This window comes from Pseudomonas fragariae (ex Marin et al. 2024) (assembly GCF_059621105.1).
Window position 1 is genome coordinate 4,675,275 of sequence record NZ_CM184369.1, and the last position, 15,576, is coordinate 4,690,850.

The following is a 15,576-nucleotide window of genomic DNA, read 5'->3' on the forward strand; positions in this document are numbered from 1 at the left end:
AGGACTGAACATGCGCCATCACACCCATGACTTGCTGTCGCCAGTGCCCGGCACTGGCCGGCAAATCCACAGCTTCCATTACGGCCCGCAAAACGGCGCCGGCAAAGTCTATATTCAGGCGTCGCTGCATGCCGACGAGCTACCGGGCATGCTGGTGGCCTGGTACCTGAAGCAGCGTCTGGCCGAGCTGGAAAATGCCGGTCGCCTGCTGGGCGAAATCGTTGTGGTGCCCGTCGCCAACCCGATCGGTCTGGAACAGGTGCTGATGGACACCCCGCTGGGCCGCTACGAGCTGGAAAGCGGCCAGAACTTCAATCGCTGGTTCAGCGACCTCGGCACTCAGGTCGGTGATGACATCGAAGCCCGACTCACTGCCGACGCAGAGCACAACCGCGCGCTGGTCAGGGACAGCCTGCTGGCGGCGCTGAATGCCGTACCGGCGACCACCCAGCTGCATTCGTTGCGCCTGACCCTGCAGCGCCTGGCCTGCGATGCCGACATGGTGCTGGACCTGCACTGTGATTTCGAGTCGGTCGAGCACCTGTACACCACGCCCGAGGCCTGGCCGAAAGTCGAACCTTTATCCCGCTACCTGGGCGCGCAAGCCAGCCTGCTGGCGACCGACTCAGGCGGGCAGTCGTTCGATGAGTGCTTCACGCTGGTCTGGTGGCAATTGCAGCAACGCTTTGGCGAGCGCTTTCCGATGCCCATGGGCAGCTTTTCAGTGACCCTGGAGCTGCGCGGGCAAGGCGATGTCAACCATGCGCTGGCCAGCCGCGACTGTCAGGCGATCATTCATTACCTGATCGATGCCGGCATCATTGACGGCGATCTGCAGCCACTCCCCGAACTGCTCTACCCCGCTACGCCACTGGCAGCGGTCGAACCGGTGGCTACGCCGGTCGGCGGCCTGCTGGTGTTCTGCGCGATGCCCGGCGAACACGTCGAGGCCGGCCAGCTGATTGCCGAGGTCATCGACCCGATCAGCGACACCGTGACCTGCATCCATGCCCTCAACGCAGGCCTGCTGTATGCGCGTTCCCTGCGCCGCATGGCGACTGCCGGCATGGTCATTGCGCATATCGCCGGCACCCACGCCTATCGCAGCGGCTATCTACTTTCTCCTTGAGGACCTGTCATGTACAAACTGACCATCGATGGCCTGCACAAAAGCTATGGCGACAACCACGTGCTCAAAGGCGTATCGCTCAAGGCCAGCAGCGGTGACGTCATCTGTCTGATCGGCGCCAGTGGCTCCGGCAAGAGCACCTTTTTGCGCTGCATCAACTTTCTCGAACAGCCCAGTGACGGGGCGATGAGCCTGGATGGCAAGCAAGTGCGCATGGTCAGCGACAAGGACGGCATGCGCGTTGCCGACCCGGATGAGCTGCAGCGTATCCGCACGCGGCTGGCGATGGTGTTTCAGCACTTCAACCTGTGGGCGCACATGACCGTGCTGGAAAACATCACCATGGCGCCGCGCCGGGTATTGGGCGTGCCCAAGGCCGAAGCGGAGGCTCGCGCGCGCAAATACCTGGAAAAGGTCGGTCTGCCGGAGCGTGTCGCCGATCAGTATCCTGCGTTTCTTTCCGGTGGTCAGCAGCAGCGCGTGGCCATCGCCCGTGCGCTGGCGATGGAGCCGGAAATCATGCTCTTCGACGAGCCTACATCCGCGCTGGACCCGGAGCTGGTTGGTGAAGTGCTGAAGGTCATTCAAGGCCTGGCTGAAGAAGGCCGGACAATGATTCTGGTCACCCACGAAATGGGCTTTGCGCGCAAGGTGGCGAGCCAGGTGGTATTCCTGCACCAGGGCCAGATCGAAGAATCCGGCCATCCGGATGAAGTCCTCAACAACCCGAAAAGCGAGCGTTTGCAGCAGTTCTTGAGCGGCAATCTGAAGTAGCACGGATTGCTGCGTACACACGTCTGGATCCCCCCTCAAATCTCGTTCCCACGCTCAAGCGTGGAAGACGCTCTACGTCATCAAGAGGACGCAGAGCGTCCAGAACGGCATGCCGACGCGGAGCATCGGCACGATGGTGTTATCCCTGACGACTATCGTTCCTCACGCTCTGGTGTGACCCCCGAAGGTTGGACAATTATCCACCTACGCTGCCTTGGCGGCCTGCATTCTGTATTCCACAGGACTCAGGCCGTTAAGCTTCAGTTTTATGCGTGAGTGATTGTAATACTCAATGTACTCTTCGATACCCGCTTGAAGCTCATCCAGATCGTTAAATTTGTTCAGGTAGAAAAATTCGGATTTCAGCGTGCTAAAAAAGCTCTCAATAGCCGCGTTGTCGTAGCAGTTACCCTTGCGCGACATGCTGGCTGCGATCGAATTCTCATTGAGCAGTCGCTGGTAAATAGGCATCCGATATTGCCAACCCTGGTCGGAATGCAAAATCGGCTTTTCATGCGGTCCAAGCCGCTTAAATGCTCCTTCAAGCATTTCGTCGACCATGGAGTACAGCGGGCGCCTGGCAATCGCATAGGAAATGATTTCGCCGCTGTACAGATCCATGATCGGCGACAGATAAAGTTTCTGGCCTCCTACTTTGAATTCGGTCACGTCGGTGGCCCATTTCTGGTTAGGGTATTGCGCTTTGAAATCACGCTTTAGCAGGTTAGGCGCGGCCTTGCCTGTTTCGCCTTTGTAGGAACGGTATTTCTTCACGCGTATCAGGCTCTTCAGGCCTAGCTGCCCCATTAGTTTCTGCACCGTCTTGTGGTTCACAAGATGGCCCGCCCTGCGCAACGCTGCCGTGATGCGACGATAGCCATACCGGCCCTTGTGCTCGTAGAAAGTTGCCTGAATCAGGTCTTTCAGCCCGGCGTATTTGTCATCTGCCAGCAGTACCTTTTGTTGATAGTAAAAAGTGCTGCGTGCCAGACCGGCAAACTTCAGCAGGCCGTCCAGAGAATGTAAAGGCCTCAGTTCCATCACGATTTGCGCTTTTTCTGCTGCGCTATTCGTTGCTTCTTCTGAACCAAGGCATCGAGCTTTTTTAGATAATCGACCTCCATCCGCAGTTGCTTCACCTCGGCAAGCAACTCGTCACGCGAGCGCGATTCATCGTTGATCGGAGCGGAGTTCACAGGGGGAAGGGGCGTCGTCATCTTTCTTGGGCGTCCAACTTTCTTAGGGGGCTTTGAGGATGCGTTAAGAGCACCTTCGTCAAAAAGGCGCTGCCATAGATTGATGATGCCGAACTGACGGATATCGAACAAGGCCGCTGTCTGGCGCAGTGATAATCGCTCATCATGCATGCGCTTCAAAACAGCTAGCTTGAATTCGTCACTGTAACGCTGCCGCCTTTTCTCTTTAAGAGCGGCTGGGCCGTGGATCTGATAAGCCGCGACCCACTGACGAAGGCAGGAAAAGTCCACATCGTGGCGACGCGCAACATCCCTCAAACCTGCCTTGCCGGCACAATACTCTTTCACGGCTGCGAGTTTTGCCTGCTCTGTATATTTACCCATGACGCCTCCAAAGGTTGCATCCAACCTTCGGGGGTCACACCACTCAGCGTGGGAACGCACTTCGTGACGCTCCGCGTCATCAAGAGGACGCAGAGCGTCCAGACCGGCATGCCCGACGCAGAGCATCGGCACGATGGTGTTACCCCTGACGACTATCGTTCCTCACGCTCCAGCATGGGAATGCACTTCGTGACGCTCCGCGTCATCAAGAGGACGCAGAGCGTCCAGAACGGCATGCCGACGCAGAGCATCGGCATGATGGTGTTATCCCTGACGACTATCGTTCCTCACGCTCCAGCGTGGGAATGCACTTCGTGACGCTCCGCGTCATCAAGAGGACGCGGAGCGTCCGGAACGGCATGCCGACGCGGAGCATCGGCACGATAGTCATGGTGTTACCCCTGACGACTATCGTTCCTCAAGCTCCAGCGTGGGAACGCATTTCATGACGCTCCGCGTCATCAAGAGGACGCAGAGCGTCCGGAACGGCATGCCGACGCGGAGCATCGGCACGATAGTCATGGTGTTACCCCTGACGACTATCGTTCCTCAAGCTCCAGCGTGGGAACGCATTTCATGACGCTCCGCGTCATCAAGAGGACGCAGAGCGTCCGGAACGGCATGCCGCCGCGGAGCATCGGCACGATAGTCAATCCAGGAACGATCAGCCACATAACCATTTAAACTATTACCCTTTCTCTGCTGTCTCTGACTTAACGCCACTCAGAGCACACTCAGACGGATGAGCAGACCCACCGATTTCGCTCGACGATGGTTTCTCGCCCGGGGCTGGAAGCCCTTTGCGTTTCAGAAAGAGGTCTGGGCAGCGGTGAAGAATGGCGAGTCCGGTTTGCTGCATGCCAGCACCGGCTCGGGCAAGACCTACGCCGTGTGGTTCGCCGCGCTCAACCGCTTCGCCAAAGCCAATACGCTCACCGCTGACAACAAACCCCGCAAACGCAAACCGCCTGCTGAACCGCTGAGTGTCCTGTGGATAACGCCCATGCGCGCCCTGGCCGCCGATACCGCCCGGGCCCTTGAGGCACCACTGGCCGAACTGGATATCCCCTGGTCGGTCGGCTTGCGCACCGGCGATACCAGCGGCAGTGAACGCGCCCGGCAGAGCCGGCGGCTGCCCTCGGCCTTGATCACCACCCCTGAAAGCCTGACGCTGCTGCTGACCCGTGCCGACGCTCAGGTCGCCTTGTCGACGCTGAAGATGGTGGTGGTGGACGAATGGCACGAGCTGATCGGCAACAAGCGTGGCGTGCAGTTGCAACTGGCCCTTGCCCGCCTGAGGCGCTGGAATCCACAGCTGATCGTGTGGGGCATTTCCGCGACGCTGGGTAATCAGCAACACGCGCAGCAGGTGCTGATCGGCGACGGCGGCGTGACCGTGCAAGGCAAGATCGTCAAGGACTTGCAGGTCGATACGCTGTTGCCGTCTTCCATCGAACGCTTCCCGTGGGCCGGGCACATGGGCTTGCGCATGTTGCCGCAGGTCGTCGCCGAGGTGGAAAGCAGCGCGAGCTGTCTGGTGTTCACCAACACCCGGGCGCAGTCGGAAATATGGTATCAGGCGCTACTGGAGGCCCGCCCCGACTGGGCCGGGCTGATTGCCCTGCACCATGGATCGCTGGCCCGAGAGGTACGCGACTGGGTCGAACGCGCGTTGAAAGAAGGCGCACTCAAGGCCGTGGTATGCACCTCCAGCCTGGACCTGGGCGTGGACTTTCTGCCGGTCGAGCGCGTGTTGCAAATCGGCTCGCCCAAAGGTGTCGCGCGCCTGATGCAGCGCGCCGGTCGTTCGGGCCACGCGCCGGGTCGCCCTTCGCGCGTGACGCTGGTGCCGACCCACAGCCTGGAACTGGTCGAAGCCGCTGCTGCACATGACGCCGTCGAAGCTCGGATGATCGAGCCCCGTGAGTCACCACACCAGCCGCTGGACGTGCTGGTCCAGCACCTGGTCAGCATCGCCCTGGGCGGTGGTTTTCTGCCCGAAGAGCTGCTGGCCGAAGTACGCAGCGCCTGGGCTTACCGCAACCTCAGCGACGAGCAATGGCAATGGGCGCTGGCGTTTGTCCGCAACGGCGGCCACTCACTGACCGCCTACCCCGATTACCGCCGCGCCGAACCCGACGAGGACGGCGTCTGGCGGGTCCCTGATGCGCGTCTTGCCAGACGCCACCGCATGAGCGTGGGGACCATCGTCAGTGAGGCCACCGTCAACCTGAAATACTGGAAAAAAGGCGGCGGTGGTGGCTCTCTGGGCAGCGTCGAGGAAGGCTTTATCGCCAGACTCAAACCCGGTGACGGCTTTCTGTTCGGCGGACGCTTACTGGAATTGGTTCGAGTAGAAAACATGACGGCCTACGTCAAGCGCGCGACCGGCAAGAAAGCCGCCGTGCCACGCTGGAATGGCGGTCGGATGCCGCTGTCCAGCGAACTGGCAGATGCAGTGGTGGAGAAGTTCGATGCCGCTGCGCGGGGCCAATTCAACAGCCCGGAAATGCGCGCCATCAAACCCCTGCTGGAAGTGCAGCAGCACTGGTCAGGGCTGCCGAGACGCGACACGTTGCTGGCCGAGACACTCAAATCCCGCGAAGGCTGGCATCTATTCCTCTACCCGTTCGCCGGCCGTCATGTGCACCTGGGGCTGGGCAGCCTGCTGGCCTGGCGCCTGAGCCGGCATCGGCCGCTGACCTTTTCCATCGCCGTCAACGACTACGGGCTGGAGCTGCTCAGCGCCAGCGAGATCGACTGGTCGCAGACGTTGCAGGCCGAGCTGTTCAGCGAAACGGATCTTTTACCCGATATCATCGCCAGCCTGAACGCTGGCGAGCTGGCCCTGCGGCGCTTTCGGGAAATCGCGCGTATCTCCGGGTTGGTGTTTTCCGGCTACCCTGGCGCGGCCAAGAGCAATCGTCAGCTTCAGGCATCCAGCGGACTGTTTTTCGAGGTGTTCAAGCAATACGACGCTGACAACATGCTGCTAACTCAGGCCGAACAGGAAGTCCTGCGTCAGGAACTGGACCTGCAGCGCCTGGAGCTGACGTTGCGCCAGATCAACAGCCGCACGCTGGACCTGCACGCTATAAAACGCGCGACCCCGCTGGCCTTTCCACTGCTGGTCGAACGCTTTCGCGAAAGCCTCAGTTCGGAGAAACTTGCCGACCGCATCGCGCGCATGGTTCGCGATCTGGAGAAAGCCGCTGGCCCGGAGCCTGAACGATGACGCCGTATCTTGCTGTCACGCTGGCAGGAGAAGAACTGTGGTTGCTGGCCGACAAGGCCATCTACTACCCTGCCGAACGATCCTTGCTGATTGCCGACGCGCACTTTGGCAAGGCGGCCGCCTATCGCAAGCTCGGCCAACCGGTGCCGCACGGCACTACACAGGCGAATCTGCGCCGCCTGGACAGCCTTCTGAATGCCTATCCCTGCGATCATCTGATCTTTCTGGGCGATTTCCTGCACGCGCCGGAGTCTCACGCAGTCGGCACCTTGGCAGCGCTGGAACAATGGCGGGCAGAGCGCTCGACACTGCGCATCACACTCATCCGCGGCAACCACGACAAGCGGGCCGGCGACCCGCCTGCCTACCTGGGCATCGATGTGGTTCCCGAGCCCTTGGCGCTTGGGCCCTTTGCCCTGCAGCACGAGCCCGATGCGCACCCTGACCTGCATGTACTGGCCGGGCATGTTCATCCGGTGTATCGGCTAAACGGTCGCGGTCGGCAAAGCTTGCGGCTGGCGTGCTTCTACCTGGGCCAGCGCGTCAGCCTGCTGCCGGCCTTCGGTGAATTTACCGGCGGTTTTCAGATTCGCCCGGCACCGGACAGCACGATCTATGTGACCGGCGGTGATGCAGTGTGGCGAGTGGCATAGCGGCAACGGTCGCCACATACAAAACTGCCTGCCGCTCGCGAGCGCAGCAGGCAGTTTTGTGATGATCAGGCCACAGGTGCGGGTGGCGGCTCGTCAGGAACAGTAGGACCGCCTGGCTCGGTAGGCTCCGGGAACGGCGTGTCGGGGCCTGGATCACCCGGGATCCCGCCGCCGACCATGTTCAGCTCCGGGCTGAGATCGGAATGAGCCATCAATGACCAGGCGAGTAACCCGATCTCGTTAAGCGGAGATTGAACCTGTTCAGAGATTTTGAAAGTAGTCTTCATAGGGCACTCCAGATCAAAGGCCGTCGCACGTAATGAATTATGCGAAAGCATGTGAGCAGATAGAGTGCGAAATAGAGTATTAATTCAATTCCACTAGTCACCTGGACCGCAAATCAGGTACGCGGCAGGGTGACGCCACGCTGGCCCTGGTACTTGCCACCCCGATCCTTGTAGGAGACTTCACACTCCTCATCGGACTCCAGGAACAGCATCTGCGCCACACCCTCGTTGGCGTAGATCTTGGCCGGCAGTGTCGTGGTGTTGGAAAACTCCAGCGTCACATGGCCTTCCCACTCAGGCTCGAGCGGCGTGACATTGACGATGATGCCGCAGCGCGCGTAGGTGCTCTTGCCCAGGCAGATGGTCAGAACGTTACGCGGAATGCGGAAATATTCGACGGTGCGCGCCAGTGCGAACGAGTTGGGAGGGATGATGCATACGTCGCTCTTGATATCGACGAAGCTTTTTTCATCGAAGTTTTTCGGATCGACCGTGGCCGAATTGATGTTGGTGAACACCTTGAATTCGTCGGCGCAACGCACGTCGTAGCCGTAACTGGACACCCCGAAAGAGATCACCCGATCAGCACCTTCGCCACGTACCTGGCGCTCTACGAAGGGCTCGATCATCCCGTGTTCCTGCGCCATGCGGCGAATCCACTTGTCCGATTTGATGCTCATGGCGGTGTCCTGAATAGCGAGGTGAAAAAGATATCCGGCATCTTACCGGGCTGAGGCCGACGGTTCAAAGGCAACAGATCGCGAGTTTGCGTGACCGGCCGGGCTGTTTCGCCGCGAATGGAAATAATCATCAACAGACCATTGGCACGTTCGGAAAAAAGGGTTAAGGTGGCGTCACTGTGTTGCTTGTGTCACTGAGAATCTCTACACGATGTTGAATTTCGATCCAACCATCTCCATGAATTTTCCAGCTCTTTGCACTCAGTCTCGGCCAGGGCTCTTCCTACGCCGCAGTTAACTTTGTCCAAGGAGATTTACTATGTCCAATCGCCAAACTGGTACCGTTAAGTGGTTCAACGATGAAAAAGGCTTCGGCTTCATCACTCCACAATCCGGTGACGACCTGTTCGTGCACTTCAAAGCTATCCAATCCGACGGCTTCAAAAGCCTGAAAGAAGGCCAACAGGTTTCTTTCATCGCTACCCGCGGTCAGAAAGGCATGCAAGCTGAAGAAGTTCAAGTTATCTAACTTGTACTGATTCGCTTAAAAACCCCGCCCTTAAAAGCGGGGTTTTTTATTGTCCGTCTTTTGACCTCTCGCGGCTTGAGCACCTGCTGCACAGCTGACCGGAACGAGAGAAGCACCTCCCCCGCCCGATCACCGCCATACAATCAGTCGTCGCTTACCGAAATGGTCGGCATGGCCGGACTTGCAGCTTCCTGCAACACGATCCGTGCACCGACGTGACGTGCCAGTTCCTGATACACCATCGCAATCTGACTCTCCGGCTCGGCAATCGCCGTAGGCCTGCCGCCATCTGCCTGCTCGCGAATCAGCATCGACAGCGGCAGTGACGCCAGCAGTTCGACATCGTACTGCGTCGCCAGCTTCGCGCCGCCACCCTCACCGAACAGATGCTCGGCATGGCCGCAGTTGGAGCAAATGTGCACCGCCATGTTTTCCACTACGCCCAGCACCGGAATGTTGACCTTGCGGAACATCTCGACACCTTTTTTCGCATCCAGCAAAGCCAGATCCTGCGGTGTGGTGACAATTACGGCACCGGCGACCGGGACTTTCTGCGCGAGCGTCAACTGGATATCACCGGTGCCGGGCGGCATGTCGATGACCAGATAATCCAGATCATTCCAGGCAGTCTGCGTGACCAGTTGCAGCAACGCTCCTGAAACCATCGGCCCGCGCCAGACCATCGGCGTATTGTCGTCGGTCAGAAAAGCCATCGACATCACCTCGATGCCATGCGCCTCGACCGGCACGAACCACTTCTGATCCTTGATCTTCGGTCGCGTACCTTCGGGAATACCGAACATCACCCCTTGGCTCGGTCCGTAGATATCGGCATCGAGGATTCCGACGCGGGCGCCCTCGCGAGACAGCGCCAAGGCCAGATTGGCGGCGGTAGTGGACTTGCCGACACCGCCCTTGCCGGACGCGACGGCGACAATGTTTTTCACATTGGCAAGCCCCGGAATCTGGCTCTGCGCCTTGTGCGCGCTGATCACGCTGCTGATGGCGACCGTGGCCGAACTGACACCGTCCAGATTCTCGATGGCAGTTTTCAACACGTGCGCCCAACCGTTCCTGAACAGGTCGGCGGCATAGCCCAATTCGAGTTGCACGCTGACCTGTGCCCCCTGAATATCGATGGACCGCACGCAACCGGCAGTGACCGGATCCTGATTCAGATAGGGGTCGGTGTACTGGCGAAGAATCGTCTCCACCGCTGCGCGATTGACTGCGCTCATGGGCTTACTCCGTAAAAAGACTGACTGGAACAGCCGACTATCGTACCTGTTCTGCCAGCAGCCCACATGATTTCACTGAACTGCGCCCAGCCTTTCAGGAGCATTCCCACAACCGCACGGGTGAAAAAAATCGTTCAGACCTTTATAGTGGCCGGTCTCCGTTTCACTTCAAGTAGCCGAGCCCCATGTCCGAGCCACGCAAGATTCTCGTTACCAGCGCCCTGCCCTATGCCAATGGTTCCATTCACCTTGGCCACATGCTCGAGTACATCCAGACCGACATGTGGGTGCGTTTTCAGAAGCACCGCGGCAATCAATGCATTTATGTCTGCGCGGACGACGCCCATGGCTCGGCAATCATGCTGCGCGCCGAAAAGGAAGGCATTACGCCAGAGCAACTGATCGCCAACGTCAAGGCCGAGCACAGCGCCGACTTTGCCGACTTCCTGGTGGAATTCGATAATTTCCACTCGACGCACTCGGACGAGAACCGCGAGCTGTCGAGCATGATCTACAAGCGTCTGCGCGATGCCGGTCATATCGCGACGCGCTCGGTCACCCAGTACTTCGACCCGGAAAAGAAAATGTTCCTGGCCGACCGCTTCATCAAGGGCACCTGCCCGAAATGCGCGGCCGAGGACCAGTACGGCGACAACTGTGAAAAGTGCGGCGCCACCTATGCCCCGACGGACCTCAAAGACCCCAAGTCGGCGATTTCCGGGGCCACGCCGGTGCTCAAGGACTCGAAGCACTTCTTCTTCGACCTTCCTGCATTCGACGCCATGCTCAAGAGCTGGACACGCAGTGGCACCCTGCAGGATGCCGTTGCCAACAAGATCGCCGAATGGCTGGACAGTGGCCTGCAACAGTGGGACATCTCCCGCGATGCGCCCTATTTCGGCTTTGAAATTCCCGACGAGCCCGGCAAATACTTCTACGTGTGGCTCGATGCGCCAATCGGCTACATGGCCAGCTTCAAGAACCTGTGCGCACGTCGTCCGGACCTGGACTTCGATGCGTACTGGGGAAAGGGCGCGACCACCGAGCTCTATCACTTCATCGGCAAGGACATCGTCAACTTCCATGCGCTGTTCTGGCCAGCCATGCTGGAAGGTGCTGAGTTGCGCACACCGACCGGCATCAACGTCCACGGCTACCTGACCGTCAATGGTCAGAAGATGTCGAAGTCGCGTGGCACCTTTATCAAGGCGCGTACCTACCTCGACCACCTGCCGCCCGAGTACCTGCGCTATTACTACGCGTCGAAGCTGGGCCGTGGCGTCGACGACCTGGACCTGAACCTCGAAGACTTCGTGCAAAAGGTCAACTCCGACCTGATCGGCAAGGTCGTCAACATCGCCAGCCGTTGCGCCGGGTTCATTCACAAGGGCAACGCCGGTGTGATGGTCGAAACCAATGCGGCGCCCGAACTGACCGACGCGTTTCTGACGGCTGCACCCAGCATCGCCGACGCCTACGAAGCCCGCGACTTCGCCCGCGCCATGCGCGAAACCATGGCTCTGGCGGACCGCGCCAATGCCTACATCGCGGAGAAAGCGCCATGGGCGCTGGCCAAACAGGAAGGCAAGCAGGATGAGGTCCAGGCCGTATGCGCGCTGGGCATCAATCTGTTCCGCCAACTGGTGATTTTCCTCAAGCCGGTCCTGCCGAATCTGGCCGCCGATGCAGAAAAATTCCTCAACGTCGAACCACTGACCTGGGAAGACCACAAGACCTTGCTGGCCAATCATCAGCTCAACCCGTTCTCGGCACTGATGACCCGTATCGACCCGGTCAAGGTCGAGGCCATGGCCACTGCCTCCAAGGAAGACCTGACCGCTACCGACTCGTCGGCGGACACCGCGCCTGCCGGTAATGGCGAACTCGCCAAGGACCCGCTGTCGGCGGAAATCGACTTTGACGCCTTTGCCGCCATCGACCTGCGCGTCGCGCTGATTCTCAAGGCCGAACATGTAGAGGGTGCCGACAAACTGCTGCGCCTGACCCTGGACATCGGCGACGAGCAGCGCAATGTCTTTTCCGGCATCAAGAGCGCCTACCCGAACCCGTCCGAACTCGAAGGCCGTCTGACCATGATGATCGCCAACCTCAAGCCGCGAAAAATGCGTTTCGGTATTTCGCAGGGCATGGTGATGGCTGCAGGCCCCGGCGGTGAGGAGATCTATCTGCTCAGCCCGGACAGCGGCGCCAAGCCAGGCCAGCGCATCAAGTAAAAAACGCAAGGCCCGGTATCCTGCCATCAGGCAGATACCGGGCCTTTACGCATTCGCAAGCTCCCTGATCTGTCCGATAATGCTGCTCTCTCAATAGACAGAACACCTGTTGGTCACCTGGCAAGATCATGACTGAATTGATTCGCCTGCTTCCCGACGTGGACCTCATCCGCAGTATCGACGCCCTCCTGCCGCAGACTCAGTGCGGCAAGTGCGGCCATCCCGGCTGCAAGCCTTACGCCGAAGGTATCGCTGGCGGTGAAGCCATCAACAAATGCCCACCGGGCGGCGACGAAACGATAGTCCAGCTGGCCGAACTGCTGTCTGTTCCGGTCCTGACACTGGACCTGCAACGCGGCACTGCACCTGCGCAGGTTGCCTTCATTCGCGAAGCAGAGTGCATCGGTTGTACCAAATGCATTCAGGCCTGCCCCGTGGACGCCATTCTCGGCGCAGCCAGGCTTATGCACACCGTGATTATCAATGAATGCACAGGCTGTGATCTGTGCATTGCTCCATGCCCGGTGGATTGCATTGAAATGCACCCGCTGCCACTGGCAACGGTCACGCCCGTCGTGGGTGGTCTGGCCCCTACTCCCGAGCTGCAGGAGGCGCGGCAGCGCAAGCGTAGCAACGCGCGGATGCGTTTCGAAGCCCGAAATGCACGCTTGCACCGCGAGCAGCAAACGCGGCTGGCAGAGCGCCTTGCGCGGTCGCAGCGCGTTGAATCCGCTCGTGACGTGCTGCCTCGATCCGCCGCCGCACTCGCCCGGAACGACAAGCCTGCCGGTCCGGATGAAGCAGTGAAAAAAGCCCGGATTGCCCTGGCCATGAGCCGCGCGCAGCTCAACAAGTCACTCAAGGCATTTGGGCACCCTCCCATTGCGGAGCAGGCCGCCAGGCTTGTGGAATTGCAGCGCGAATACGAAGCTGCCGAGCAGGCACTTGCAGCGCTTCTACCGCCCCCCGCACAGGCTCATTCCGAGGAAAAGCTCCGCCCATGAATGCCGCAAAACGCCAGGAAATCTTTCGCAGGCTGCATGAGGACAATCCGGACCCAAAAACCGAATTGGCCTACACCACGCCTTTCGAACTGTTGATAGCCGTCATCCTTTCCGCCCAGGCCACCGACGTAAGCGTCAATAAGGCGACTGCCAGGCTCTACCCGATAGCCAACACCCCACAGGCCATCTATGAACTGGGTGTAGAGGGGCTTTCCGAGTACATCAAGACCATCGGCCTCTACAACAGCAAAGCCAAAAACGTGATCGAAACCTGCCGCATGCTGGTGGAACTGCACAACGGTGAAGTACCGCAAACCCGAGAAGCACTCGAGGCGTTGCCGGGCGTCGGGCGCAAAACCGCTAACGTTGTGCTCAACACCGCTTTCCGCCAGATCGCGATGGCGGTAGACACGCATATCTTCCGCGTCAGTAACCGCACAGGCATCGCGCCAGGGAAAAATGTGGTGGAGGTGGAAAGGCAACTGATGAAATTTGTGCCGAAAAACTACCTGCTCGACGCTCATCACTGGCTGATTCTGCACGGGCGCTATGTTTGCCAGGCCCGTAAACCGCGATGTGGCAGTTGCCGTATAGAAGACCTGTGCGATTACAAGGCAAAAACGTCCGACGATTGAGCCAGACAGCTCATTGCTGTCCTGGCGATTGAAAAAATCTTTTTTACCGACCTGTGGATTGTCGATATAAGAAGCGCCAGAGAGCCCAAGCCCTGGAGTCGACTTCATGAGCAATGACAACGAACAACTGGATGTAGACGACGACCTTGTCTCCATCGACACGGACGACACAGAACCCGCGACTGTCGAGCCAGCGAAGACCAACCTGAGCAAACGACGCACCATCGACAACCTGCTTGAAGAGCGGCGTTTGCAGAAGCAGTTGGCTGATTACGACTTCGATTTCTAGGCAGGCCTGAAATCCCGCATTGACTCCCTGCTCGATCAAGACATTTGAAGCCTCTCGCAGAAGAGGCTTCAATACGTGATCAATACAGGAAATGAATACTGAATGGCTGACCTGCATGGCCAGGCATCAGCCACAACCCTTTTCGACAATCCCTACTCAGACAAGCCCGTTACGCTGGGCGAGCTCGATCAGATCGACCAGCGAATGCGCGTTGAGCTTGAGCAACAAACGCGTTTTATAGGTGCTGACGGTCTTGTTGCTCAGAAACATGCCGTCTGCAATTTCCTTGTTGGTCTTGCCTCGAGCCAACTGCTGCAGAACCATCATCTCCCTGCCGGAAAGTCGGTCGACCATGTCCGACTCACTCGCGTTGCCCATACTGGAGCGAACGGTGTGCAATGCCTGGTTGGGAAAGTAGCTGTACCCTGACAGTACCGCCTTGATGGCACTGAGAAGTTCGGTCAGATCCTGCTGTTTGCAGACATAGCCGGCGGCCCCGGCCTGCATGCAGCGCATGGAGAAATGGCCTGGCGCCTGGGAGGTCAGGATCAGCACCTTGAATGGCAGCGTCATGGCTGACAGACGGGCAATCACCTCCAGCCCGTCGAGCTTGGGGATACCGATATCAAGAATGACGATATCCGGGAGGTGCTCACGCGCCAGTTGCAGCGCATCCACACCGTTGTCAGTCTCCGCGATGACCTCATAGCCATGACGCTCCATCAGCATGCGTACAGCAAGGCGAATGACGGGATGATCATCCACGATCAGCACTTTATTCATGGGCAGTCCATTTTTCGCTATTCGAATTTTCAGAGCCAGCACAATAACTTAGTCGTTTACTGCTTTGCATGGCGCTCACCCTTGTGGACTGACAGCCAAAGACCGTTCCTACAATTACAGCAGAAACTTCCTACAATACTTGGCAGGAACGTACATTTTTTATTAATTCTCACAAAGCCTTCCTTTTGGGAACCTGGTGAATGTGTTGCTGATAGCCGCGGCACAAGCATCGCAACATCAGTAGATAAATGCGTGCAACAGGCGCCCACCGAACGCTTACATTCAAAGGTGACCCTGCCACACCGGTTAAAAGTATTGCCGGAACATTCCTGCATCAGTGTCACAAACCGACCAATACATGGCTTATCGCCAGCAATGTAAAACCAATTCCCTTTAGCTGAATCATTAAGAAAACAGGTCGTTCCCTGTGCCCGATAGAGCACAGCTGCTGTCACAGCCCCTTGTAACCGGTCTGCGGAGTGGAAAGCGACACCTGCACATAACGCCCCTGTAGCAGGGCGACTGA

General features: G+C 58.7%; 14 protein-coding genes. 9 read left to right on the top strand and 5 right to left on the bottom strand.

Annotated features, from left to right (window positions below):
* Window positions 1–10: 10 nt before the first annotated feature.
* Window positions 11–1,129, top strand: a complete 1,119-nt coding sequence (locus AC54XV_RS20240) for a succinylglutamate desuccinylase/aspartoacylase family protein (protein ID WP_032656767.1) — start codon at window positions 11–13, stop codon at window positions 1,127–1,129.
* Between the two features lie 9 nt (window positions 1,130–1,138).
* Window positions 1,139–1,903 carry an ABC transporter ATP-binding protein gene (locus tag AC54XV_RS20245; protein ID WP_003412889.1) on the top strand — a complete coding sequence of 255 codons (765 nt, stop codon included), beginning with the start codon at window positions 1,139–1,141 and terminating at the stop codon, window positions 1,901–1,903.
* Between the two features lie 204 nt (window positions 1,904–2,107).
* Here the strand turns inward: AC54XV_RS20245 and AC54XV_RS20250 are convergent.
* Window positions 2,108–3,483, bottom strand: a protein-coding gene (locus AC54XV_RS20250) for an IS3-like element ISPsy9 family transposase (RefSeq protein WP_099081513.1) whose coding sequence is annotated in 2 segments (ribosomal slippage) — window positions 2,108–3,012 and window positions 3,012–3,483 — 1,377 coding nt in all. Because the reading frame shifts where the segments join, the coding sequence is not laid out codon by codon here.
* 742 nt (window positions 3,484–4,225) lie between these two features.
* Here AC54XV_RS20250 and AC54XV_RS20255 point away from each other — a divergent pair.
* Complete coding sequence (locus AC54XV_RS20255; protein WP_032656770.1) at window positions 4,226–6,718, top strand: ligase-associated DNA damage response DEXH box helicase; 2,493 nt, start codon at window positions 4,226–4,228, stop codon at window positions 6,716–6,718.
* Window positions 6,715–7,371, top strand: a complete 657-nt coding sequence (pdeM, locus tag AC54XV_RS20260; protein WP_011268716.1) for a ligase-associated DNA damage response endonuclease PdeM — start codon at window positions 6,715–6,717, stop codon at window positions 7,369–7,371. The genes AC54XV_RS20255 and pdeM overlap by 4 nt, the downstream gene beginning before the upstream one ends.
* Before the next feature lie 65 nt (window positions 7,372–7,436).
* Here pdeM and AC54XV_RS20265 read toward each other — a convergent pair whose 3' ends face one another.
* Both AC54XV_RS20265 and dcd read right to left on the bottom strand, forming a co-directional pair.
* Window positions 7,437–7,658 carry a hypothetical protein gene (locus AC54XV_RS20265; protein WP_003405455.1) on the bottom strand — a complete coding sequence of 74 codons (222 nt, stop codon included), beginning with the start codon at window positions 7,656–7,658 and terminating at the stop codon, window positions 7,437–7,439.
* Window positions 7,659–7,771: 113 nt separating this feature from the next.
* The gene (gene dcd / locus AC54XV_RS20270) at window positions 7,772–8,338 is read right to left on the bottom strand and encodes a dCTP deaminase (protein ID WP_002554836.1); all 567 of its coding nucleotides are present in this window, start codon (window positions 8,336–8,338) and stop codon (window positions 7,772–7,774) included.
* Between the two features lie 319 nt (window positions 8,339–8,657).
* Here dcd and AC54XV_RS20275 point away from each other — a divergent pair, with 319 nt between their 5' ends.
* A complete protein-coding gene (locus AC54XV_RS20275; protein WP_002554837.1) occupies window positions 8,658–8,867 on the top strand; it encodes a cold-shock protein in 210 nt (69 codons plus the stop codon).
* Window positions 8,868–9,010: 143 nt separating this feature from the next.
* Here AC54XV_RS20275 and apbC read toward each other — a convergent pair whose 3' ends face one another.
* Entirely contained in the window at window positions 9,011–10,105 is a 1,095-nt protein-coding gene (apbC, locus tag AC54XV_RS20280) for an iron-sulfur cluster carrier protein ApbC (protein ID WP_003405454.1), read from the bottom strand.
* 185 nt (window positions 10,106–10,290) lie between these two features.
* On the opposite strand from apbC, the gene metG reads away from it, so the two are divergent.
* The 4 genes from metG (at window position 10,291) to AC54XV_RS20300 (ending at window position 14,267) form a co-directional block, all read left to right on the top strand.
* On the top strand, window positions 10,291–12,339 hold the full coding sequence (gene metG / locus AC54XV_RS20285) for a methionine--tRNA ligase (protein ID WP_058398689.1): 2,049 nt from the start codon (window positions 10,291–10,293) through the stop codon (window positions 12,337–12,339).
* Between the two features lie 128 nt (window positions 12,340–12,467).
* Window positions 12,468–13,343 carry an electron transport complex subunit RsxB gene (gene rsxB / locus AC54XV_RS20290; RefSeq protein WP_024639296.1) on the top strand — a complete coding sequence of 292 codons (876 nt, stop codon included), beginning with the start codon at window positions 12,468–12,470 and terminating at the stop codon, window positions 13,341–13,343.
* Window positions 13,340–13,978 (top strand): endonuclease III, encoded by a 639-nt coding sequence (nth, locus tag AC54XV_RS20295; protein WP_003405450.1) that lies wholly within the window; start codon window positions 13,340–13,342, stop codon window positions 13,976–13,978. The genes rsxB and nth overlap by 4 nt, the downstream gene beginning before the upstream one ends.
* 106 nt (window positions 13,979–14,084) lie before the next feature.
* Complete coding sequence (locus AC54XV_RS20300) at window positions 14,085–14,267, top strand: PA3496 family putative envelope integrity protein (RefSeq protein WP_011268720.1); 183 nt, start codon at window positions 14,085–14,087, stop codon at window positions 14,265–14,267.
* A gap of 156 nt (window positions 14,268–14,423) precedes the next feature.
* Here AC54XV_RS20300 and AC54XV_RS20305 read toward each other — a convergent pair whose 3' ends face one another.
* Window positions 14,424–15,050 (bottom strand): response regulator transcription factor, encoded by a 627-nt coding sequence (locus AC54XV_RS20305; protein ID WP_002554843.1) that lies wholly within the window; start codon window positions 15,048–15,050, stop codon window positions 14,424–14,426.
* Between the last annotated feature and the right edge of the window lie 526 nt (window positions 15,051–15,576).

Excerpts from the sequence above, each read along its gene's own strand:
- rsxB (WP_024639296.1), top strand. The coding sequence starts at position 12,468 with ATGACTGAATTGATTCGCCTGCTTCCCGACGTGGACCTCATCCGCAGT.
- AC54XV_RS20275 (WP_002554837.1), top strand. The coding sequence starts at position 8,658 with ATGTCCAATCGCCAAACTGGTACCGTTAAGTGGTTCAACGATGAAAAA.
- AC54XV_RS20240 (WP_032656767.1), top strand. The coding sequence starts at position 11 with ATGCGCCATCACACCCATGACTTGCTGTCGCCAGTGCCCGGCACTGGC.
- metG (WP_058398689.1), top strand. The coding sequence starts at position 10,291 with ATGTCCGAGCCACGCAAGATTCTCGTTACCAGCGCCCTGCCCTATGCC.
- dcd (WP_002554836.1), bottom strand. The coding sequence starts at position 8,338 with ATGAGCATCAAATCGGACAAGTGGATTCGCCGCATGGCGCAGGAACAC.
- nth (WP_003405450.1), top strand. The coding sequence starts at position 13,340 with ATGAATGCCGCAAAACGCCAGGAAATCTTTCGCAGGCTGCATGAGGAC.
- AC54XV_RS20255 (WP_032656770.1), top strand. The coding sequence starts at position 4,226 with ATGAGCAGACCCACCGATTTCGCTCGACGATGGTTTCTCGCCCGGGGC.
- AC54XV_RS20265 (WP_003405455.1), bottom strand. The coding sequence starts at position 7,658 with ATGAAGACTACTTTCAAAATCTCTGAACAGGTTCAATCTCCGCTTAAC.
- AC54XV_RS20305 (WP_002554843.1), bottom strand. The coding sequence starts at position 15,050 with ATGAATAAAGTGCTGATCGTGGATGATCATCCCGTCATTCGCCTTGCT.
- pdeM (WP_011268716.1), top strand. The coding sequence starts at position 6,715 with ATGACGCCGTATCTTGCTGTCACGCTGGCAGGAGAAGAACTGTGGTTG.
- apbC (WP_003405454.1), bottom strand. The coding sequence starts at position 10,105 with ATGAGCGCAGTCAATCGCGCAGCGGTGGAGACGATTCTTCGCCAGTAC.
- AC54XV_RS20245 (WP_003412889.1), top strand. The coding sequence starts at position 1,139 with ATGTACAAACTGACCATCGATGGCCTGCACAAAAGCTATGGCGACAAC.
- AC54XV_RS20300 (WP_011268720.1), top strand. The coding sequence starts at position 14,085 with ATGAGCAATGACAACGAACAACTGGATGTAGACGACGACCTTGTCTCC.